The following is a 21,592-nucleotide window of genomic DNA, read 5'->3' on the forward strand; positions in this document are numbered from 1 at the left end:
GCATTCTTGCCATTCGGCGTAAATAATGTACATTTCTGCCATGCGTCGCTCAAAATTTTCAGGCGTGTACTCTTTTTCCACCGACTGGACGGGAAATAACCGCAAGAACCATTACTTCGTCTGGGAACTGCCTGACGGAGCCTTTGCGGTACAGGAACTCAACAAAGCGTTCCAGCCGTTAGCCGAGCCAGAAAGAATCAGCGCCAGTTCATTTGCCAAAAACTTCAGGGCAGAACCAGAAATTCTGGCAATGCCCGTCATGACCCCGGATCTTTCGCATCTTGAAGCCAAGGAAAAATCCGCTGACGGTTCCGATACCGCACAGCAGACCGGGCAGGCGGATGCGGCAGCCACGGGGCCGTCTGGCAAAACCAGCCCCCCGCCCAAAACTCCGGCTGCGACGCGTGCACGCCCAGACGCCATCACGCCTGACGGCGCTTCCGGCGGCACAGCCACCGACACGTCTGGCGGCACACCCGCCAAAGCATCGGCCGGAACATCGGCCGGAACATCGGCCGGAACATCGAGTGACGCGACGGGCAAAGCACCGGGCGCCCAGAAAAGCCGCGCGCCGGATGAAAGCAAACTCATCCCGCAGGCTAGGCCGCAATCCCTTGATTCGCAAATTTTTGCCAATGAGTCCGCCAGCCTTGCCGCCAGCGTACGCCAAAGCGCCACACCATTGACGTCTCCCTCAGGCGCAACGCCAGGCGCGCAGCGGACGCAGCAAGCGCGCACGCCTTCTCCCGAGCCGCTGCGCCCCGAGGTCACCGATGCGCCCGGGAGCCTGAAACGAGCAGGCACTCCGGCGAAAAAAGAAATCGCCACTCCGGCGCGGACCCCCCAGTTGCGCCTGCAGCCGGTGGAAAAAGATCTTTCGACAGATGCAACGGACACGCCTGCGCAGCATCTCCAGCCGGGCGTAAGCCCGATAGCCGCGAGCCGCCCGATGGATCTTGCGGCCATGCGCAAGGCCAAGATGACGGAGACGCGTCTGCGCGAAACCTTTCGTCAGACCTTGCTGCGCCTCAAGCGCCCGCGCGAACGCAAGGCCGCGCTGACCGCCCTTGAACAGCTTGCGCAAACGACTGAAAATATCTGCACCGCGCACAAGCATATGTTCAGAGATTTCGGCGTCAGTCTGCGTCAGAATTCGCAACTCGCGCTGGCCCTTTTGTTCAGCCGCAGAGTGGTGGAACTGGCCCCGAATGATGACCATGCCCACTTCAACCTGGCCCGTATTCTCTGTTTGATGGGCCAATTTGATGAAGCCGCAGCCCATGTGCGCACAGCCATGAACATGGGTGGCGAAGAACCGTTGTACTTTCGTATGCTGGTGCATATTCGCAAAGAAATGCTGCAAAAACGGGAACAATCCGCCTCCCGTGACCGCTGATCATATTCAGGACAAACTCGTTTCGGCAGGAGCCTTTTGGCATGAATAAAGTGATTTTAAGTCTTCTCCTGGCAGTCTGCGTGTTGGGCATGGCCCTCATTATGCTCAATGAAAAGATGCGCAAGCCGGAGCAGATCCCCGTTGCTCAGGCGAGCATGAATCAGCAGGCCGCCGCTCCCGGCGTGGACAGCCAGACAGGGCCGGAGGCGGCATTGCCGACGCTCGGCGATGTCGCGCAGACTCCCAAAACCAGTGGGGGCGCGCAGCCCTATCTTCCCCCCCTGCCCGTGGAGTCCGGGCATACCCCGGCCGACACCGCTCCCCACCTGGGCGATAAAACCCCGTACAAGGCTGAAGCCGTTCCCGTGCACCCGCCGATGCCTGAGCCAGTGAAGCACAAGCCCGACCTTTCCGGCGCGCCTGAAAAATCCTCCGACGCCACCAAGCCCGAAGCGGCCAGCACCGCCGTTTCTGCCGCTCCTGCCGCGTCCGGCGCGCCCGCCGCTCCGGAAAAAGCCAGAACGCCGGAAAAAACCGCCCCTGCGGAAAAGCCCGCTCCCAGCAATACGGAAAAGGCCGCCAAGGCCGCGCCGCAAAAACTGGAAATCACGCGCTTTGTGGTTTTTGCCCGCGACAAGGGAGCAACCGTTCGCCTCGTGGGTACGGCTCCCCTCAACTACAAGAACATGACCCTCAACAATCCTGAAAGACTTGTGGTCGATCTGGACGGCAAGTGGCAGATCAAAGCGCCGGGCGTGCCCAAAAACCCCGTGGTTACCAATGTGCGACTGGGTAAAATGGACGGCCAGACCAGAGTTGTCATTGACCTTTCCGGCAAGCCGGCCAATGTCCGCTTTGTCCTGTCCAAGGACAAGCTCTCGCTGGACATCCGGGTGGATCAGTAGCCCGCGTGGCCCTGCTGCCGCCGGGCATTTAGGGAAACGCTGATTTATTCCGTTTGACGGCGTTGCTTCACTTTTTTTGAAACAGTCGAGGACAGAAGAGTCCACTCCTGCTTCAAAAAAAGATCGCGCCTTGCCAAACGAAATGACTACGCGTTTCCAGGAGGCTCTTTAATTAGTGCTTCCTTAGAATTTTCTGCCGACAAGGCCCCGACGTATGTCGGGGCCTTGGTGTTTCAACAGCCTTTCCACGCGGAACGCTTTTGCCTGCCTTCACCGCCGCAAGCCTCCCCCCGCCCGTAAAAAAAGGATGTGTGCAACGCCACGGCCGCATTTACACTTTGGGCGACCCTGCAAGAGTTCCGGGAAGGCACTGCCTGCCGCCCTCTTGAATTTTATGTCCGATTTGGGCAGGGTGGCGAAAAATTTGGGGCTTTAATGAATTTTCGTGATCTCGTCATGGTTTTTTCTTCGCTGGCCTCCATGGCGGCTGGCGTTTTTTTACCCCAGTTGGCGGCTCCTCTGGTGGCCATGCCACGTCTTATCCTCATATTTATGTTGTTCATGAGTTTTCTGGCCGTGGGCGTAGAAGAACTGCGGCAGGAAACCCGCACCATGGCTGTGCCGCTGTGTCTGCTGACCTTTTATCGACTCGTCTTGCTGCCGATACTCTGCCTGGCTGTCTTTCGCCTGATCATGCCGCAATTCGCCCTTGGGGCATTCTTGCTGGCCGCGTCGCCGGTGGGCGTCATGGCTGCGGTTTTTTCGCTCATGCTCAGAGCCAATACCGCCCTCATTCTTGTGGCCAATATCGCCACCTCACTGCTGCTGCCCCTGAGTCTGCCTGCCATGCTTTCGCTCACGGACAGCGCTTTGCGCCTGCTCGGCCTCACGCCGCTGAGCCTGCCCCCTCATCTGGAACTCGGGCATATGGGGCTTTCGCTCGCCGTGACCATTCTGCTGCCCTTCGCCGCTGCCCATCTGACCCGTACCTACTGGAACAAACTGCGCCGCACCTTGCTGCGACAGCAATTTCCCTTATTGACAGTCGCCATAGCTGTTTCCAACATTTCAATTTTCAGCAATTATGGCGATGTGTTGTTGAAATCCCCTTCATTCATTTTTCAGGCGCTGGGCGCGTCCTGCCTGCTCTGCGTTCTCATGACGCTGGCAGCGCTGCCCATCACCCGCCACATGACGCGACAGACACGACTGGCGTTTCTCATTTCATTCGGCGTCATCAACAACGTCCTGCTGATGATCGTCTGTATGGAATTCTTCAGCGCCACAGAAGCGCTTATGGCTGCCGCGTATCTCGTCCCGCTGTATATTTTGCTGTTCTACTATCGCCTGTACAGCCGAGAACCGGCACAGACGTAGCACGGGACGGAGATACACGACTTGGGCCGCCTGCGCGGCGGTTAACCCGCCTTGACAATCGCAAAATCATTGACGGGACTTCTAAGCCGCCTACGCGGCGGTTAACAAGCAAGCCGACAAGGTTATCGACATTCTCAACTTCTAAGCCGCCTACGCGGCGGTTAACCATCTGCAGAGAGGGTATACGGGGATGGGGAACTTCTAAGCCGCCTACGCGGCGGTTAACCAAAGTCAAACCTGGGTATGAGCTGCGTGAAGCTTCTAAGCCGCCTACGCGGCGGTTAACCAAATCCCGCGTGCAGACGCCCAAAAACTCAACTTCTAAGCCGCCTACGCGGCGGTTAACGCTCCCGGCGTGGGAGGCGCGCAGGGCGACCACTTCTAAGCCGCCTACGCGGCGGTTAACGCTCCCGGCGTGGGAGGCGCGCAGGGCGACCACTTCTAAGCCGCCTACGCGGCGGTTAACGCTCCCGGCGTGGGAGGCGCGCAGGGCGACCACTTCTAAGCCGCCTACGCGGCGGTTAACGCTTGCCCATGCGCGTTGGCAAATACCCGCCCCTTCTAAGCCGCCTACGCGGCGGTTAACGAGACCGTGCGCCCGGCGGCAATGGAAGTTGTCTTCTAAGCCGCCTACGCGGCGGTTAACGCTGGACGGCTCTTTATCGAGTTCCGGCGCAATTTCTAAGCCGCCTACGCGGCGGTTAACTTCATGCAGTATTCCACTTGCATTTTTTAGGACTTCTAAGCCGCCTACGCGGCGGTTAACCCGAACAGAATGGACATTTGATCAACCATGATCTTCTAAGCCGCCTACGCGGCGGTTAACGTAATTTGTGTCAGATTTGACACAAATATTCACTTCTAAGCCGCCTACGCGGCGGTTAACTATAAATCCACCCCCCAGGTCGCCCACATCGACTTCTAAGCCGCCTACGCGGCGGTTAACCCTACAAAATCCACGAAACGGCGCAGGATGGCCTTCTAAGCCGCCTACGCGGCGGTTAACTCTCTTACATTCGCCACGCTCGACACGTTCAACTTCTAAGCCGCCTACGCAGCGGTTAACGACGGCTGAGGGCTTCCAGGGCGCGTCCAGATCTTCTAAGCCGCCTACGCGGCGGTTAACCAGTATGTTGTTGCCCATGACGCGGCACAGGGTCTTCTAAGCCGCCTACGCGGCGGTTAACGGTAAAAACCTGTGGCGTGGTGAAGCCCACGACTTCTAAGCCGCCTACGAGGCGGTTAACAAAGAGCCGTGGCCACTTCATATGCCGACGGTCTTCTAAGCCGCCTACGCGGCGGTTAACAAATCTTGCAAAGGGCATGGTGTTCTCCATGTCTTCTAAGCCGCCTACGCGGCGGTTAACCGATAAGCCAGCGCAGAAACAGCATCCCGTCACTTCTAAGCCGCCTACGCGGCGGTTAACCGGGGTGGCCCATGCGCCCCGGCCTTTCGTTGCTTCTAAGCCGCCTACGCGGCGGTTAACCTATCGGGGCCATCAATATCTATCCGTCCAGCCTTCTAAGCCGCCTACGCGGCGGTTAACAGAGTGGAGAGGTCTGCATCTATACCGATGAACTTCTAAGCCGCCTACGCGGCGGTTAACAGCTGAGTATGAACCGCGCGATACTCGTATTTCTTCTAAGCCGCCTACGCGGCGGTTAACACCGCGCTTTCCCAATCCAGCGCTTCCCGTTTCTTCTAAGCCGCCTACGCGGCGGTTAACGAAGATAAACTGACGATCACCGAGCACCCCGTCTTCTAAGCCGCCTACGCGGCGGTTAACACCTTGCCGACCTCGCACCGCTTACGGCTATGCTTCTAAGCCGCCTACGCGGCGGTTAACTTTGGTGAGGGGTACAGGCATCACACAATACTCTTCTAAGCCGCCTACGCGGCGGTTAACCATTGTTGTCTTTGTCATGGTCTGCGGTGTATCTTCTAAGCCGCCTACGCGGCGGTTAACACCACTGGGCACTCTATCTGCTCGTTACCACACTTCTAAGCCGCCTACGCGGCGGTTAACCTTTCCGACAAAGTCAAAAAGCTGGTTGACGCCTTCTAAGCCGCCTACGCGGCGGTTAACGACGGCGATGTGATTGAAGGCACGGCACCCGTCTTCTAAGCCGCCTACGCGGCGGTTAACAACATGGGCGACAAGACCCGCGTGTTTGATCTCTTCTAAGCCGCCTACGCGGCGGTTAACGTAAAACAAATCTGCGCCGCATTCGTTTTTGACTTCTAAGCCGCCTACGCGGCGGTTAACATAAAAACACGGTGGTACGCTGGCTCAAATTTCTTCTAAGCCGCCTACGCGGCGGTTAACGCCTGCGCTCCGAGGGTGTTGACCTCACACCTCTTCTAAGCCGCCTACGCGGCGGTTAACCAGTCAACTTCTTCGCCCTTGAGCTTTGTTTTCTTCTAAGCCGCCTACGCGGCGGTTAACGCCGGGGTATGCCGTTTTCAGGACTTGGCTATCTTCTAAGCCGCCTACGCGGCGGTTAACACTGGTTAGCACGTCCTGAGAACGCTTTGAAACTTCTAAGCCGCCTACGCGGCGGTTAACCCAAATTCTTTCGCGCCGTTGCCCCGGTCTCACTTCTAAGCCGCCTACGCGGCGGTTAACCCCATGTTGCGAAAATGCGCGGTGACAATATCCTTCTAAGCCGCCTACGCGGCGGTTAACCAGGTCAACGAGCAGACGGGCAAGCGCAAGCTCTTCTAAGCCGCCTACGCGGCGGTTAACCGCGCGGCTGCACTGCCGCTGTATGCCCTGACCTTCTAAGCCGCCTACGCGGCGGTTAACCGTGGAATATCTAACTATGACCATAATATCTTCTTCTAAGCCGCCTACGCGGCGGTTAACTAGTCCACGTGGAAGTCATTACGCCCAAGTTACTTCTAAGCCGCCTACGCGGCGGTTAACTATGTCATAATGACCCGCAAGGCCAAAACTTTCTTCTAAGCCGCCTACGCGGCGGTTAACGCGCGTGGAAAACTAGTTCGCCTACCCTGTGACTTCTAAGCCGCCTACGCGGCGGTTAACGCCTTTACTTCCGCAAGCTGGCGAAGCTGGTACTTCTAAGCCGCCTACGCGGCGGTTAACAAAGGGGTAAAGGCTGGCCGGGTGAAATAGTTCTTCTAAGCCGCCTACGCGGCGGTTAACGTTGATGCAGGAAAGCCAGTCAAAAAATGTGGCTTCTAAGCCGCCTACGCGGCGGTTAACACCAGCACCACGCCCACACGGCCTCGCGTCCACTTCTAAGCCGCCTACGCGGCGGTTAACCCTCGGAGCGCAGGCCAATCGGTGCGCCTACGCTTCTAAGCCGCCTACGCGGCGGTTAACTAGTTGAAATCACCCCCGTTTCTCATTGATGCCTTCTAAGCCGCCTACGCGGCGGTTAACTATGTGATGCCTGTTCATGTTGTGTATCTCCCCTTCTAAGCCGCCTACGCGGCGGTTAACTCTACGCCTCCGCCGTGAATCGGTTCCAGTTACTTCTAAGCCGCCTACGCGGCGGTTAACGACCTGCAATTTGTGGATGATATTCACCCCTTCTTCTAAGCCGCCTACGCGGCGGTTAACTACCTGCCACAGCAGCGGCGAACCAGCCCACACTTCTAAGCCGCCTACGCGGCGGTTAACATGTAAAAAGGTATGAAGAACGTCTTTTTTGTCTTCTAAGCCGCCTACGCGGCGGTTAACTTTCCCGGCGTCACGTATTGCCAGTCAAGTACCTTCTAAGCCGCCTACGCGGCGGTTAACTATATTGAGGCTGACAGCCGAGATATGCGCAACTTCTAAGCCGCCTACGCGGCGGTTAACCTGCACAGCCATTTCAAGCGATTGCTGATCTTCTTCTAAGCCGCCTACGCGGCGGTTAACTTTGGCAAGCAGGAAGAAATCGCCTTCATGTTCTTCTAAGCCGCCTACGCGGCGGTTAACTTGAAGGCAGCCATAGCCAAAGCGGAGGGTACCTTCTAAGCCGCCTACGCGGCGGTTAACCACTCGGTAAAGGCTCTGTCCAAAAGCGGCATCTTCTAAGCCGCCTACGCGGCGGTTAACTAGACATTCCCCACAAAAAACACAACACATATAGCATGTTATATGTTTTTTGCAGCATTACGCTTCATTTTTTCAAACCACATTTACTACACTTAAACTATTAACTATTTTCGCACAGGCCAATAATGAACCTGAAGAGATAGTCCAACACCTCCTGCTCTTGACAACGCTCAATCAATTCTTCCCGGAAATCCTTATGCGTTTTTTTGCCCGCAGCGCAGGTAAAGGCCGTGGGCATGACCAGGGCGTCCTTCACAACGTCCGCAAAGTCAAAAACCAAGGCACCGCGCCGTGTTTTTCCGTGCAATACGGGCAAGGAGAAGCTTATCCCAAGCCCGCACAATGCAACGGAGGCGTATCCATAAGCGATATAGTTTCCGTGATCGAGAAAAGCGTTGCACACATCGGCGCGAGTGGCTCCGGACCTTTTGCCTTCCTCACGGCTGAAGCTGAAATCAAACGCTTTTGCCAAGATGCCATAAAGCGCCTTGGCCCATCTGGCCTCAGCAAGTAAAAGCTGCTGGGTGGACTCAGCACCATCCACATCTTTGAGAAAAGACTCTTGAAGAGCATTGGGGATGCCAATGCCCACTTTTTGCAGAGCAGCATTTTTTCGCCATTGACTTTCGGCATAGTTGGCGCGTTCTTTCAGCAGTTGCTTTCCAATTTTAATCCGTTCATTTTCGTCCAGCCATTTGACCATCCATGACTGCATATACTCTGTGGGGCGGTATTCACTTTGCGGCGGCATGAAAGCCATATCCAGAGCGCCAAAAAGCGGCGACCCTCCTGAACCACAAAATCCGACCATCACATGGGACTCGGCCATACGCCGCATGGCCGCATCCGTTATGGATGACCCTTTGCCCAGCAAAACAAAGGCGGTGTTACGCTCCGGAAGATTGAAATACGACTCAATCTCCCCGCCGTCCTGCGTTGCGTAGACGATGCGGTTGTCCATCTGCATAACGCGCACATGTTCCAGATAAAACACATTGGCGCGCTTGGAGAGCATTACGGGCCGGGGATTGACCTGCTTTTTCTCCTTCATGGCAGATCACGGCAAGTCCGGCACGCAGAAAACGTTCTGGGCGCTACACAGGCCATAGCTGTTCGGCAGGCATTCGGCCTGAGGCGGCAATCCGCATTCACGGCGCACCGCCAGCGTAAAGCGCTGCTCCGTGGTTTTGCTGCTCACAATAAAGTAGTCCATCTTCTCCTTTTGCACGTTCTGCATACGGCGCTGGCGCAACTGTCCGGCCTCCGCACCAGTTCTACGGTCGCTTTTCAAGCTAGGTACGCGATACCGCCTGAAGGCTACCCAGGCTCCCGCATAGTTCTCAGGGACAGATGCGGGATAGTGCAGCCTGGCATAATCCCGTATCCAGGGCAGGCGCGAGAGCGAGGCCACCAGGGCGTCCAGATCATCCCGACTGGAAGCGAACACCCGTAATGCTCCTCCCCCCTTGTCGCAAACGGCCTGACGCCCTGCTGGTATTGCCAGAGCATAGGTATGCGGCTGTGCCGCAAACAGGGGATGCAGCAGGGCCAGCATGCGCCCCCGTAATGCGGGGGCGCTCATGCCCGTGTCTTCTGTGGCGGCCAAGGCCTCAATGTCAAAATACACGCGCGGCATCATGGCTAAGCACTCTCTGAAAAGACGCCGCCGCGAATGATGCAGGCCGTCAAAAACATGCCTTCGGGCGTATCGGGATCCATATCACCCGCCCGCAACATATAGCCGAACCCAGAGATTTTTTTCTCATTACGGAAAAAAAGCTGCGCATCCAGACTTGCGCCGTTGGGTTCCACAGGAATGGCAAGACCCCGCTCCCCATAGGCCGGATACCAGGTATCAATGGTGCGCAGGGCATTGCCCACCTTCTGGTCGCGAAATGCCGCCTGCCCACGCTCCTGAACACTGTACTTGTCCTGATATTTCGGAACTTCGCCAACACAATACAAGGAACGGGCAAAGCCTCTGCTCTTGTCCTTACCTTTGCCTGTTTCCGTGTCCTTGGCCGTATCCGTGTCCTTGCCCTTGCCCTCCAGATAGTTTTGCGAGGGGAATACTTCCAGTGCGCCGCGCACGCCAAAGTCCACATCCGCCTCCACCAGCAGAGACACGTCACGCTGTCCCCGCAGTCCGGCGGCGATGCGTTCGGCAACGGCCTTTTCTGCCTCGGAATAGGAATCAAACGTATTCAGGGGCACTTGCAGAGCGTCAAAACGAACATCCAGCTCCGCCCTGTCCCGCACACGAACGCTGACATGCTCCGCAATAGCTCTGTTGCGCCACAAAAAGCGTCCATTGGCCAGGTTGCGCGCATAGCGGCATGCGAGTTCTGTCACGCCCGCGCTCTCTTTGCCTTTGTCTATAAAGGCTGTCAGTCCTTGCCTGAAGGCGGTCAGATCTTCCATATCATCTGCTTTTCCAGGAGCGCAGGCAAAAAGTGCTGACGAAAGATCAAGAAAACGCACGTCAAACCGGACGCGCAGCTTTTCGGCCAGGGGGTCAAGTTTGGCGGAATCTGTGGTCTGAATATTGGGAATCTCTTTGCGTGGGGCGCTTTTTATACTGTCATTGTCTTTTTTTTCATCGCTAAATTTATTGATATTTTGTGTACCCCTGATGCCATGCCGCACAACGGGGAGCGGCGAAATGCTGCCATCGGCAAACACATTGAAAAAGAGGGCGTCAGTAACCATGAGGCAACGCTGAAACGAAAGAACACCGGGCAATTTTTTAAGGGCTTTTGCCATGATATTTTCCTTTTACTGAGGGTTAGCGTTGATCCTGATATATTCTGTACACATCGGGCGTTGCCCACTCTGATCTCCACAACGTTTGATCCGCCCTGTCTCCATCAAGGCAGCGACGTATGGGTACATACTGCACAAGCCCCACAAGCGGTTCCGCAAAGGCATGTTCGTACCCTTCACGCACGCCGGATCGTTTCTCAAACGGGGTGGTGGCGGCATAACCAAGGCAGGTGGCAGAAAGCCAGTTCATGCCGTCGCCTTCCACAGGTTTGTACCCCAGCGCGGCCACAAACTGCTCCGCACGGTTGCCCGCCCCTTCCCTTTCCAGCAGGTCGCGGCGATCCATCACAGCATAGCCGACGCCTATATGTTCCAGAGCCTCACTGGCGTCACTGCACAAACGGACTTTGCCCATACGAGTAATCGCGCCGCCAGCAAGTCGGCTTCTTGCAATATGGGAATCAATGCCTTCAGTAGTAGCAAGGTTTCGGATGCCAATAACCAGAGAAACCTCCATATGGGCACGGGCCACCGGCTGTAGGGACAATGCCTGCTTGTTTGTTGAGGAATAGTCCGATCCGTTTAGGGATGAGCCGAAGGTATAGGCCGCTCCACGCCGCAACTGCGGGCTGAAAATATCGTGAAATAAATCCCCCAACGGCGTGTAGCTGTGCAGTATAAAAGCCATTGAAAGCACGTCGTCCGCCATATCTATTTTGCGGCCAAGAGCGTGGGCCATGAGCCAGGCTGCAAGTACAGGCGGCCCGCCCAAGAGAAAGGCGGCATTATACATGTTGGCGCCCTGAACCCGCATATGCGGCAAAACAAGATAGGCTGTCATCGAAACGCCTCCTCCATAATGGCCTCCAGGCTAAAGCGGGCAGACGAATCCAGCTTCAAAAGACTCTGCCCGGTGCCTTTGTGGGGCATCAGCATTCTGCTGACCGCCAGCCGTGCCATGGCGCGGGGCCAGTTATCGCAAAGCCTGCGTACCGATGGGTCCAGCAATCCCCGGATTTCCAGCGGCCGCACGAGGGACGAAACACGGGCGTAACGCGGCGGATACAGATGGGACAGAAGCTCGTCTTCCGGCAGCAGGTGCTCATGCTGCGCCAGCAGTTTCTGAGCCTCAACCGCCATATTCAACACGGCGCAGGCAATGGCGGCAACAAGCTCTTCTTCCCGCGCCCTTTCCCTCAAGGTAACTGTGCTTTCATCCGATCCCGCCTGCAGCACCTCTTCACGAAAAGCGGCGTACCGCTGTACTGCCTCCCTAAAGGGACCGGGCGCATGTACATCAAGCGACAGGCCTTGATAATACAGAGCAAAGGCCTGCCGTATGGGGATAGATGCATCGGGAACCGACACCATAAGTGGGCGTTGCATGTGGCTCGCCAAATAACCGACATTCAATGGTTTGGAACCTCCTATACCGAACCGGGCCTGGCGAAGCTTTCGCCGTGTCCCTTCCGGTTCTTCCCTTGCTGTCTTGTTGTGGAGCGGCACAAGACCTTGCTCATGGTCAAAAAACAGAGGGCAAATGCTGCCTGCCGTCATGGGCGTCATGCTCACATAGCCGCCCGCTGCGCCTTTTTTAGGAATAAGCAACTGGCGCAGGCGGTGGTCCACATACTCCATTCCGGTTCTGAAGCCGGAAGCATTGGCAGCCGCGATGCCTGCAACAATTGCCTTTTTCTCCTCAGTCCCAACGCCTTCCGCTTCTGGGGCGTCAGCAAGAACCCAGCGGATATGCTTGACGATGCCTGCCTTGCTTGCCCCGCCTTCCGCATAATCCAATGGGAATGAAAGGCCACTCCCCAGAAGGGTACGCAACGAAACATACGGCATGTCCAGTGCGTCTTCGGGTCCGAGGCGAACGCCTGCGGCAGTTGCGTTGGAGTTGACTACCTTCGCGGTAAAATGAACAAGCCTTTTTATTTCTTCTTGATATTTTTTGGTGGAAAACGTCTTCCTTTCGTCTTTCATGGCGCTCCTTTCCGTCCGCTACTGCGGCTGGTTTCAAGTTATTCGCCGTATGCCAAAACCCAGATCATACATAAAACTGTCATTAGTATATGAGGTCAGTTCGGCTTGCAGGCCTTCTTCTGGCCATATGCCCGCCTCATGACACAAGCGTTCCATTTCCGGCGGACTGAGCGCCAGCCAGGCATTGGGCGCGGCCTCTTCTTCACGCATTTCATGCTTGTTACGCACCCAGCTTGCGCCGTGAGGGTCTTCATCCCAACGGAAATACAGCGCATTTTCGCCATCAACCCGCATTAGCCAAAGCTGCTTGCGGCCAGCCCTGTTACGCAGTGGCGTTTGCTCATAGGGTGTGGCCGACATGCGGAAGGCATCTATGGGACTGCGGCTGAACAGGCCCTCACCTCCATCACTGTCTGCGCCAAAAAACCGCGTAACCCTCTCAGCAATGCCCCTGTCGTCAGCAATGGCAAAGTCGCTTCCACCGCCAAGCCGCAACCCGGCATCAATGGTGAGTGTCTCCGCCTGCCAGGGCAGTAACTGACCAAGATCATACTCTTTATATCGCCTCACCAGCCTTTTGCTTTCGTATCCAGGCGACTTAAAAACAGGGATATTTTTCGTTCCCTGTTCGCAATTTTTACAATGACGTAAATTGTATCTGAGTATTGCGATATTGTGTGCATTACCGCAGGAAACAAGACGGTGCCTGTTTACACGCCCTGCAACCTGAACAATGGATTGCGCGCTGGAAGGCTCAATGACAGCCCAGTCAAAGTCGTGATCCCTGCCCACCTCTTCCACTGGCGTGGCCACCACAATAAAGGGAACGTTCGGCAGCGTGGTGCGAGCCACGAGCGACCGTATTTCCTTGTCTGCGAGGATATGGGCATTCCCTCTTTTGCGGGTCAGCAGATGGTCGAGGCGGCGCTCTTTATGAAACCGGCTGATGCGCCAGTCGCCAGAGTGATAGCAAGCCACATGGGCATGGGGCAGCGCCAGGGCCAGACTGCGCGCCGTGGCCACAGCCCCGTTGATGTTCGCCACCCTTACAAGCCCGAAAGAAATCCCCCTGCCCGGCGAAAATTCCCAGGCGTTTTCTGTGTGCAAGCGCTGCACCGCTTCCAGCACTGCATTCTGAAATCCCTGTATGGAGGGCTCCACCGGCTGCAAAAAGGCCCGTCGCATGCAGGGCATGCGCCGCAAATGGGCCATCATATCCTGCAAGCGTTTGGCATACCATTCTGAAAATGCAGCGCTTTTATTGTCAGAAACCAGCACTTCCGGTGCGAGACTGTCATCAATAACGGCAATGCCCGAACGCGCGGGAGCCATGTCTGGATCCTGCATCAATGCGCGCCGGAGCTTCTGGCCGGAAATCCAGGCGGCATGGACGGCGTCCGCCGTGGCCAGAGAAAGTGTGGCCGAAGAACAGACGATATTGCGCCCGAAAAAAGCGCTCAGTTGCACCAGCCGCAAGACAGCCACAAGGGCGTCCGGCTCATAGCCGTCGACCTCATCCAGCACCAGATCGGCTGTCATGAGGCGCAGCAGGGCTTTGACGTGATGCCCCTGACGGTCGGGACGGCCGGCGGCATCCAGAAAATCAATGGTAGACACCAGCAGGGGCGAGCCAACAATCACCCTTTCACGCGCCGTGCGCCAGAAAGGCTCCATCCATGCAGGCAATGGGCCGGAATCGCCGCTGCACAGAATCTCGGGTTCGACCATATCCTGGTCATCAATGGCTTCTGCCCGCTTGGCCCAGTCAAAAAGCTTTTGGGTGACGCCATCGCCGATGACCGTCGCCATATCGGCGGGCAAAATGCCAAGGTCAGATTGCAGCGAGTACCCTGTCTGCAAGGTCAGAGTGCGCAAATTGAGCGCAATGGAGCAGCGCGGCGAGGCATCACGCGAAAGGATGCAGGCCGCGCGCAGGTTCATTCTTGTCTTGCCACTGCCCGTGCCAGCCATATTGAACACAAGGCAGGGAGTGTCGGGGTTATCCTGCCGCCAGCGGGCCAGGGCATCGGCAGCGAGGTTTTGCCAGTGATAACGCGAGGCTTCGTCCGCCGGTTCCACAATGGACGCCACTGAAGCCTCTTGCAGCCCTTCAAGCGGGCCCTCTGTGCTCTGCGACAGTTGGCCCATGCGCCATGCGGCATTGGCGGCCACATGGGCCACTTCAGTCAAATGCCAGTGCAATGGCTGGTTGAGGACGCGTTTATTCTCGACAAACCGCGTATTGGCGGCGCTTGTGTCGTCATCAGGAGGGGTGGGATAGGCCCTGGCGGAAACGGTGTGGTCAGCAAAAATGAGCGCGGCCCTGGCCAGAATGAGGCATGCCCACCAGAATTCCGTATGCTCCTGGCCCTGGAGCGCCTCTGTCAGCGCGCTCAGTTTTGATTCAAGCCGCTGAAAATTTTTCCATATGTCCTCGGGCAGGGACTCATGGGGTTGGCTGTAGTTTTGAGGAACATTCTTTGAACGGACATGGGAAGCCGCCACCAAAGGAACGCTTCCGCCATCTTTACCGCTAGAAAACAGCAGATGATGGCTTGCCACAAGAAAATCCACGGCTTCCAAAGCGGTGGCCGGGGCGTGGAACGCCCTTGAACCTGGGTCTGTTGGACGTTTGATAACTTCATCAAGCGCCTTACCGTCGTGCAGAACCTGCCATGCCTCTTGCCAACTTGTACCCTGCCGCAACGCGCGCAACAGGCAGACGCTTATCCACTCATGGCGCACAATATCGCGCAGCATTTTGGGATCGCGCAGCTTATTTTGAAAATATACTGAATATTTGCCAAGGTCATGCACAAGGGAGGCAGCCTGCGCCAACAGGCAGACACAACGAAGCCAGAGCGGAATTTCTGCCGCGCGCCTGGCCAAGCGCCGCGATGTTCGCACGGCTACAGCCCCATCGGCAGAAAACCTGCCCCGCGCGCCCACAATCCATAACAAACACATACGGCGGCGGCCGTCATTCTGATAACAGGCCACCGCCGTATTGCGGGTTGCACTTTTGCGAAGAGCCGCATGAAGTTCTGCCAACCCTTCACGGGTTATGGGCGTTATCCATGTGCGAATACCGGCTCTTGGCGCGTAGCTGTCTAAAATTCTTTGTGTTCTTGAAACTGATTTCCTGGTGCATTCAGAAATAAGAACAACATGCATCTGTCGCTTACCTCAGTTTCAATTTGAAGCGGTCGGGGCGATACAATAGATACAGCGATATTTTCTTTATGTATTATGGGCTAAATGAAACCAGGTCAAACTTTATTACTGTTTTGTTGTTCAGCAACCGCCGGACAACAAAATATAACTTTCAAAATACGCCTTATAGTACAGTTAGTTACTGTGCTACTGCACAGAACGTTTTTTCCGTTTTGCCCCAAAAAAGGCAGGGCAGGTTTTGCGCATAACCGGGTAATACTCCGGGACAAAATTTATCCATATTCATTTAATATACCGGCATATCTAGCAAAGCAAAATAACTAGCCTAAATATATATAAAAAATTTGAAGCCATTTTTACATAAAACGCATTACAAATGAAAAAATTATACATTTACCATAGATATAACAATACCAGACAACTACAATATATTTACACACAATAACACGTTTACCCGCTCAATAGCCATCCATACAAACCCACAAGCGCCATTGCACCATTCTATATACAGTAACACCCGTTCTTATGGATAATTTTTCATGGGTGGTGTACGGTGACGGACTTTTTGTCTCGGGTTCTGCCCGCGCAGCACTGTTCAGAGTCCATCCACACTGATTCCTCCATAAGGAGAGTGTTCATGACCGGAGCGTCTTTTGAAGCGCTGAATCCTCGCCAGATGTACGGCAAGGTTGTGGAAACCATGATAATCAAGGCCACAAGGCCTCCCCGCCAGGCTTTTTTGCTTTCCGTGATGGCGGGCCTGTTTATAGGGTTGGGCTTTGTTTACTGCGCTGTGGCCAATGTGACGGGGGCTGGCAAGATCGTTGGCGGGCTTGTGTTCAGCCTTGGCCTCATGCTTGTGGTGGTGGTGGGCGGCGATCTTTTCACCTCGACCACCATGACGCTTGTGCCCCGCGCGAGCAACAGGATCAGCTGGGGGCAGATGCTCGCAAACTGGGGCATCGTTTATGCCGGAAATTTCGTCGGCGCCATTGCGCTGGTGGCCCTTATCCTTCTCAGCGGGCATCCCTGGAACGATGGCGGCAGCATTGCCCTTTATTACATCAAGACAACCGAATACAAGCTGACCCACACATTTATTGAAGCCCTGTTTTTGGGGGTCATGTGCAACCTTATGGTCTGCCTTGGCGTGTGGATGGGATATTCCGGCCGCTCGCTCTTCGACAAGATGGCAGCCTGCCTTTTTCCTGTGGGCCTGTTCATTGCCTGCGGATTCGAACACAGCATCGCCAACATGTTCATGCTCCCCATCGGCATACTGTGCAGCGGCATGATGCCGCCCGAAGTGGCGGCCAAACTGGCCGATCCTGTCCACACGCTCTCGCTGCTCACCTGGGAAAACTTTGTGCTGAAAAATCTCATCCCGGTAACACTGGGCAATATCCTTGGCGGTGGCGTGCTTGTGGGCCTGTTCCATTGGCTTGTGTTCGCAGGGGAAACTACCAGGGAAGCCCACGCCACTAGCAACGCTCACGAAAGCCTGGAAGAGAAGCATGCCGGATAACGCCATATTGTCATGGGGAGGGTGGCCGACTGCGGGGGCGGCCATTTTTCGGCCGTACCAGATTGAGTCGCGCTTTTTTTGCCCCGCGTAAATTTTTTGAAAGCTTGGGAGCCTCGGCGGTGACGCGTGAAAGCGCCCCTTCCCCCAGACACATCCCTACATCTGCGCACGCGGGCTCATGCCGCCATCGGGCCTGAGGCTTTTTCGGCGGTGACAGTAAAGATACCTGGTTGCGGTATCGGTAGGGACAGTGTATGTTGCAAAAAGCTCTACGGCGCTCCACGCAAACGCGTTCAGCGCATACAGCTGCGCGCTGTCTTTCGCACAGTGCGCCGCTCTCTGCCCCACCCGCAGGACAGTCCCCCCAACAGTTCTGGTCCGCTCTGCGGGCATCGGCTCATAATGTGTTTACGCCTTTGCGGCAGATGCCTGCCCGCACGGTCGTCAAGCACTTTCACAATGAAATGCCCTAACCAACGGCATACACATAGCAATCTTCTTCACTGCACAGGAACGCTTGCATATTTTTCAAAAAAACGTACTCTCCAACAAGCAGACTGGTATGCCTGCCGCAAAAGCGCGCCACACGGTGCTGCTGCGGCAAATTCCCTATGGGATTACGGCATGCTGCTGAAATTTTTCGCGGTGGTGAACCCGCCCCGCAGACAAAGGACTTTCATGACCAAAGACCAAGAAACCCCAGTGACAGAGACCCAAAATTCCGGCGAACCGAGCCCGAAACCTTCCAAACCCAAGACCCGCGCTACTGCCCGCGGAAAGACGGCTGCTGCCTCTGAAACAGCGGCCAAACCGGCAGGAAAAATAGCGTCTCCTTCCCCCGCTTCCAAGACTTCCCCCAAGGCTTCTCCTTCCTCCGCCAGCGCGGATTCCGCACCAAAATCCGTCAGGCCCAAGACTGCCAGAAACACGGCGGGTAAATCCGCCTCGGGCAAAAAAATCTCCGGCACGGCAGACGCCCCCAAGGCGGGCACGTCTGACACCACGCCTGCGAAGTCTGGCACTGCGCCTGCGGTAAAGGCTGCATCAGAAAAAACCGCCAAGCATGCCGCGCCAGCGGCGCAGACGCCTGCGGAAAAGAGTGTGGAAAAAACGCCAGCCGCCGCTGCCGCCCCTTCCACCGCCAGCGGCGACAAAAAGCCCGCCGCAAAATCCAGATCCGCCCGAGGCAGGCAGACGGCCGCCAGGACGGGCAAGGACGGCGCGACCGCCGCCAAAGCAGAGAGTAAGGCCGTTCCGGCGGCAGCCACGGCTGAAGACGTGTCTACCAACGAAAAAGGCACTGCCAGAAACAAGGGCACAAGAACCGGAACAGCCAGGGGCACGGCCCGGACGCATGCTGGCAAAAGCACGGCCGCCAAGCCGGATGCCGCCACAAGCGCCGCTGACAAGCCTGCTGGTGCTGCTCCGGGCAAGGTTGCGACGGCCAACGCCAGACACGACGCCAGATCTGAAGCCATCTCTGAAGCCAGTTCTGACGCAAAACCGGCTTCCGCTGCCGGGGCTCGCCCTTCGGCCAGAGCCCGCGCCGCCGCGCCCCGCACAAAAACGTCGGCCCAGAGTCCTGCCAAAAAGGCCACCGCACAGCCTGAAAAGAAAAATCTCCCGTCCTCCGCCGATGCCCCCCAGGCCAAGCCTGCCCCGGTCAAAACCGAAGCCGCTCAGCGCCAGGCGCAAGCCGCTCAAGTTCAGGCCGCGCACACTGGCAAACCCGCTGCCGAGGTCAAGGACGCCACGCTTTCCGTCACTGCGACGGTCGCATCCACCGAAGTGCTGGCGCTGGCTTCCGGCGAAAAGCTGGCTATTGCCAGCCGCGAATCTCTTGCCATTACGGCCTCTGAAACCCTGGCGCTGGAAGCTGTAGACACCCAGGATACTGAAGGACGCTCCGAAGGCTCCGACGATGCGCCGCGCCGCAAGAACAGGCGTGGACGTCGCGGAGGACGTGGCCGCAACCGCAGAAAAGAGCAGAATGGCGATAATGGCGATATGCAGGCCAGCGACGGACTCGCTGCCGACGAGGTAAGTGACGACGCGCCGCAGAACGGCCAGATCCAAGCCCTTGCCGAAGCGGATCAGGCCAGCGCCGCCACGCCTGCCGCCAGCCCTGACAAGAAAACGGCCGAACCGGCCAAGGCTGCCGGCAACCAGAAATCTGCTTCTGCAGCGCCGACGGCCAAGGGCAAGGGAAAATCCGAAGCAAGCTCCGGCAGACGCCGCATGTTCATCAGCGTTTTGCCAGGCGAGCAGGTTGAGGTGGCCCTGACCGAAGACGGCCAGTTGCTTGAATATTACCTGGACATGCTGCATCAGCGCAAAATCAAGGGCAATATTTACAAGGGCGTCATCCACAACATCGATACCAATCTTCAGGCCGCTTTTGTGAGCTACGGCGCAGGCAAAAACGGCTTCTTGCAGATTGACGAAATCCATCCCGAATACTGGCTGACGCATCACGAACCCGCCAAGGGCAAAAAATTTCCGCCCATCCAGAAAGTGCTCAAGGCCGGACAGGAAGTGCTTGTTCAGGTCGTGAAGGAACCCACAGGCAGCAAGGGCGCGTTTTTGACCACGTGGCTCTCACTGGCCGGACGTTTTCTTGTGCTCACTCCCGGGCAGGAACAGATCGGCGTTTCGCGCAAAGTGGACGACGATGAGGAGCGGAGCCGCCTGCGCGAAATGATGAACGGCATTGACCCCGGCCCTGGGCTGGGTGTCATCGTGCGGACGGTCAGCGCGGGAACCACCAAGACCACCCTCAAGACTGACCTGCAATATCTGAAGCGCGTCTGGCGCGATATTCGCAAAAAAGCCACCGAGGTCACGGCCCCTGCCCTTATCTATCAGGAACCCGGCCTGTCGGAACGCGCCGTGCGCGACTATCTGACGGAAGACGTGGGCGAAATATGGGTGGACAACGAGGATGTGGCCCAGAGCATCCGCGAAACCGTCAACCTGCTCTTCCCCCGCAAGAGTGATCTCGTGCGGCTGCACAATGATGTGCGCACCTCCATGTGGGAACGGTTCAACCTGCGCCGTCAGCTTGACCAGATTTATACCCGCGAAGTGCTGCTGCCCTCTGGCGGACGGCTGGTCTTTGACCAGACCGAGGCCCTCATGGCCATTGATATCAACTCGGGCAAAATATCCGGCAAGGGCAACTTTGAAGCCATGGCCCATAAAACCAATATGGAAGCCGCCGAAGCCATTGCCCGCCACCTCAAGTTGCGCGACATCGGCGGACAGGTGGTCATCGACTTCATTGAAATGCGCGATAAAAAGCACGTCATTGAAGTGGAAAAGACCCTGCGCACCATCATGAAGAACGACCGCGCGCGGCATGATGTGGGCCGCATGAGCTCCTTTGGCCTTCTTGAACTCGTGCGTCAGCGCACCGGCTCATCGGCCCTGGCCATCACCATGGAGCCCTGCCCCGCCTGCGGCGGCACGGGCCAGCGCCGCAACATCGAGTGGCAGGCCCTCCAGGCCCTGCGGGAAATGCACCGCATGCTGCGCGCTGAAAACAAAGAAAAATGCGTCTATAACGCCTCGCCCGAACTGGCTCTGTATCTGCTCAACCACAAGCGCGACAGTCTGCGTGAAATGGAACAAAGCTACAGCAAATGTCTGGAAATATCCGTTCGTCCGTAATGGACCGACAAGGCTCACCTTCCGGGAAGCCGTGCTTCCCGGAAGGTGCCGCAGCCATCTCCACAAAACCAGTGCCCACTGACTCCTCCGGTCCGCAACCCTCCCCCGCCGCTGCGTCCCATGCGCGCAGCCTGTTGCTGCACGTCTGCTGCGGCCCTTGCGCCGTCATGCCGATCACGCGGCTGCTGGATGAAGGGTTTGCGGTCACAGCCTGGTATATGAATCCCAACATACACCCGCTCTCCGAATATCTGCGCAGAAGGGACGCGGCGGGCCAATGCGCCGAACGGATGGGCATACCCATTCTTTATGACGATGCCAGCTGGAACATCACCGCCTGGTTGCGGGCTGTGGCGGGACGCGATGCCGCGCCGCAACGCTGCGCATATTGCTGCTCGAGCCGCATTGAGGCAGCCTTTGCCGCCGCCCGGCAGCTGGGCTTCGCCTTTGTGAGCACCAGCCTGCTGTATTCACGCTATCAACCCCACGAAGTCATCAAACAGGCAGGTGAACGCCTGTCCAGCCCGGACGGCGCGGGTCCCGGCTTCGTATACAGAGACTTTCGTGAAGACTGGCAGGAAGGCATCGACAGATCAAAGGCGCTGGAGCTGTACCGTCAGCCCTACTGTGGCTGCATTTATAGCGAAGCCGAGCGCTACGAAAAAAAGCTGTCACGTCTGATTTCAGCCCGATAAAAAATTTTTTGCATTTTTGACTTGACCTTACCCCG

The 21,592-nt window shown here is 56.8% G+C and carries 13 protein-coding genes and 1 CRISPR repeat array; of the genes, 6 read left to right on the top strand and 7 right to left on the bottom strand.

The features are described from left to right. The first annotated feature begins 25 nt into the window (after window positions 1-25). The 3 genes from DESU86_RS02050 (at window position 26) to DESU86_RS02060 (ending at window position 3,678) form a co-directional block, all read left to right on the top strand. The gene (locus DESU86_RS02050) at window positions 26-1,396 is read left to right on the top strand and encodes a tetratricopeptide repeat protein (protein ID WP_179979526.1); all 1,371 of its coding nucleotides are present in this window, start codon (window positions 26-28) and stop codon (window positions 1,394-1,396) included. A 41-nt stretch (window positions 1,397-1,437) separates the two neighbouring features. After that, window positions 1,438-2,301 carry an AMIN domain-containing protein gene (locus tag DESU86_RS02055; RefSeq protein ID WP_179979527.1) on the top strand — a complete coding sequence of 288 codons (864 nt, stop codon included), beginning with the start codon at window positions 1,438-1,440 and terminating at the stop codon, window positions 2,299-2,301. Window positions 2,302-2,736: 435 nt separating this feature from the next. Then, a complete protein-coding gene (locus tag DESU86_RS02060) occupies window positions 2,737-3,678 on the top strand; it encodes a symporter (RefSeq protein WP_179979528.1) in 942 nt (313 codons plus the stop codon). A gap of 78 nt (window positions 3,679-3,756) precedes the next feature. Then, a CRISPR array of direct repeats spans window positions 3,757-7,745; the repeat unit is 28 nt; unit sequence CTTCTAAGCCGCCTACGCGGCGGTTAAC. Window positions 7,746-7,845: 100 nt separating this feature from the next. Here DESU86_RS02060 and cas1f read toward each other — a convergent pair. From cas1f to cas3f, 6 genes are read right to left on the bottom strand one after another with little or no spacing between them, the layout of a single operon-like run. Further along, window positions 7,846-8,796: a type I-F CRISPR-associated endonuclease Cas1f gene (gene cas1f / locus DESU86_RS02065; RefSeq protein WP_179979529.1), complete on the bottom strand. Its 951-nt coding sequence runs from the start codon at window positions 8,794-8,796 to the stop codon at window positions 7,846-7,848. A 6-nt stretch (window positions 8,797-8,802) separates the two neighbouring features. Beyond that, the gene (gene cas6f, locus DESU86_RS02070) at window positions 8,803-9,381 is read right to left on the bottom strand and encodes a type I-F CRISPR-associated endoribonuclease Cas6/Csy4 (RefSeq protein WP_442873486.1); all 579 of its coding nucleotides are present in this window, start codon (window positions 9,379-9,381) and stop codon (window positions 8,803-8,805) included. 5 nt (window positions 9,382-9,386) lie between these two features. After that, the gene (gene csy3 / locus DESU86_RS02075) at window positions 9,387-10,508 is read right to left on the bottom strand and encodes a type I-F CRISPR-associated protein Csy3 (RefSeq protein WP_179979531.1); all 1,122 of its coding nucleotides are present in this window, start codon (window positions 10,506-10,508) and stop codon (window positions 9,387-9,389) included. A gap of 22 nt (window positions 10,509-10,530) precedes the next feature. Then, window positions 10,531-11,349 (bottom strand): type I-F CRISPR-associated protein Csy2, encoded by an 819-nt coding sequence (locus DESU86_RS02080; protein ID WP_179979532.1) that lies wholly within the window; start codon window positions 11,347-11,349, stop codon window positions 10,531-10,533. Further along, the gene (locus DESU86_RS02085) at window positions 11,346-12,494 is read right to left on the bottom strand and encodes a hypothetical protein (RefSeq protein ID WP_179979533.1); all 1,149 of its coding nucleotides are present in this window, start codon (window positions 12,492-12,494) and stop codon (window positions 11,346-11,348) included. Before DESU86_RS02085 ends, DESU86_RS02080 begins: the two co-directional genes overlap by 4 nt. Window positions 12,495-12,527: 33 nt before the next feature. Next, complete coding sequence (cas3f, locus tag DESU86_RS02090) at window positions 12,528-15,668, bottom strand: type I-F CRISPR-associated helicase Cas3f (protein ID WP_179979534.1); 3,141 nt, start codon at window positions 15,666-15,668, stop codon at window positions 12,528-12,530. Window positions 15,669-16,305: 637 nt separating this feature from the next. Here cas3f and focA point away from each other — a divergent pair. After that, window positions 16,306-17,193, top strand: coding sequence for a formate transporter FocA (focA, locus tag DESU86_RS02095; protein ID WP_179979535.1), 888 nt, complete (start codon window positions 16,306-16,308; stop codon window positions 17,191-17,193). Between the two features lie 617 nt (window positions 17,194-17,810). Here focA and DESU86_RS14450 read toward each other — a convergent pair. After that, a complete protein-coding gene (locus DESU86_RS14450; protein ID WP_232088226.1) occupies window positions 17,811-18,161 on the bottom strand; it encodes a hypothetical protein in 351 nt (116 codons plus the stop codon). Window positions 18,162-18,294: 133 nt separating this feature from the next. Here DESU86_RS14450 and DESU86_RS02100 point away from each other — a divergent pair, with 133 nt between their 5' ends. Both DESU86_RS02100 and DESU86_RS02105 read left to right on the top strand, forming a co-directional pair. Then, complete coding sequence (locus DESU86_RS02100; protein ID WP_232088227.1) at window positions 18,295-20,862, top strand: Rne/Rng family ribonuclease; 2,568 nt, start codon at window positions 18,295-18,297, stop codon at window positions 20,860-20,862. Window positions 20,863-20,933: 71 nt separating this feature from the next. After that, window positions 20,934-21,557: an epoxyqueuosine reductase QueH gene (locus DESU86_RS02105; protein ID WP_269474300.1), complete on the top strand. Its 624-nt coding sequence runs from the start codon at window positions 20,934-20,936 to the stop codon at window positions 21,555-21,557. Window positions 21,558-21,592 lie beyond the last annotated feature (35 nt).

The sequence above is a fragment of the Desulfovibrio sp. 86 genome, assembly GCF_902702915.1.
Lineage (GTDB): Bacteria > Desulfobacterota > Desulfovibrionia > Desulfovibrionales > Desulfovibrionaceae > Desulfovibrio.

Coding starts and splice junctions, on each gene's coding strand:
- DESU86_RS02060 (WP_179979528.1), top strand. CDS start 2,737: ATGAATTTTCGTGATCTCGTCATGGTTTTTTCTTCGCTGGCCTCCATG.
- DESU86_RS02080 (WP_179979532.1), bottom strand. CDS start 11,349: ATGACAGCCTATCTTGTTTTGCCGCATATGCGGGTTCAGGGCGCCAAC.
- cas6f (WP_442873486.1), bottom strand. CDS start 9,381: ATGCCGCGCGTGTATTTTGACATTGAGGCCTTGGCCGCCACAGAAGAC.
- DESU86_RS02055 (WP_179979527.1), top strand. CDS start 1,438: ATGAATAAAGTGATTTTAAGTCTTCTCCTGGCAGTCTGCGTGTTGGGC.
- DESU86_RS02050 (WP_179979526.1), top strand. CDS start 26: ATGTACATTTCTGCCATGCGTCGCTCAAAATTTTCAGGCGTGTACTCT.
- cas3f (WP_179979534.1), bottom strand. CDS start 15,668: ATGCATGTTGTTCTTATTTCTGAATGCACCAGGAAATCAGTTTCAAGA.
- focA (WP_179979535.1), top strand. CDS start 16,306: ATGACCGGAGCGTCTTTTGAAGCGCTGAATCCTCGCCAGATGTACGGC.
- DESU86_RS02085 (WP_179979533.1), bottom strand. CDS start 12,494: ATGAAAGACGAAAGGAAGACGTTTTCCACCAAAAAATATCAAGAAGAA.
- cas1f (WP_179979529.1), bottom strand. CDS start 8,796: ATGAAGGAGAAAAAGCAGGTCAATCCCCGGCCCGTAATGCTCTCCAAG.
- csy3 (WP_179979531.1), bottom strand. CDS start 10,508: ATGGCAAAAGCCCTTAAAAAATTGCCCGGTGTTCTTTCGTTTCAGCGT.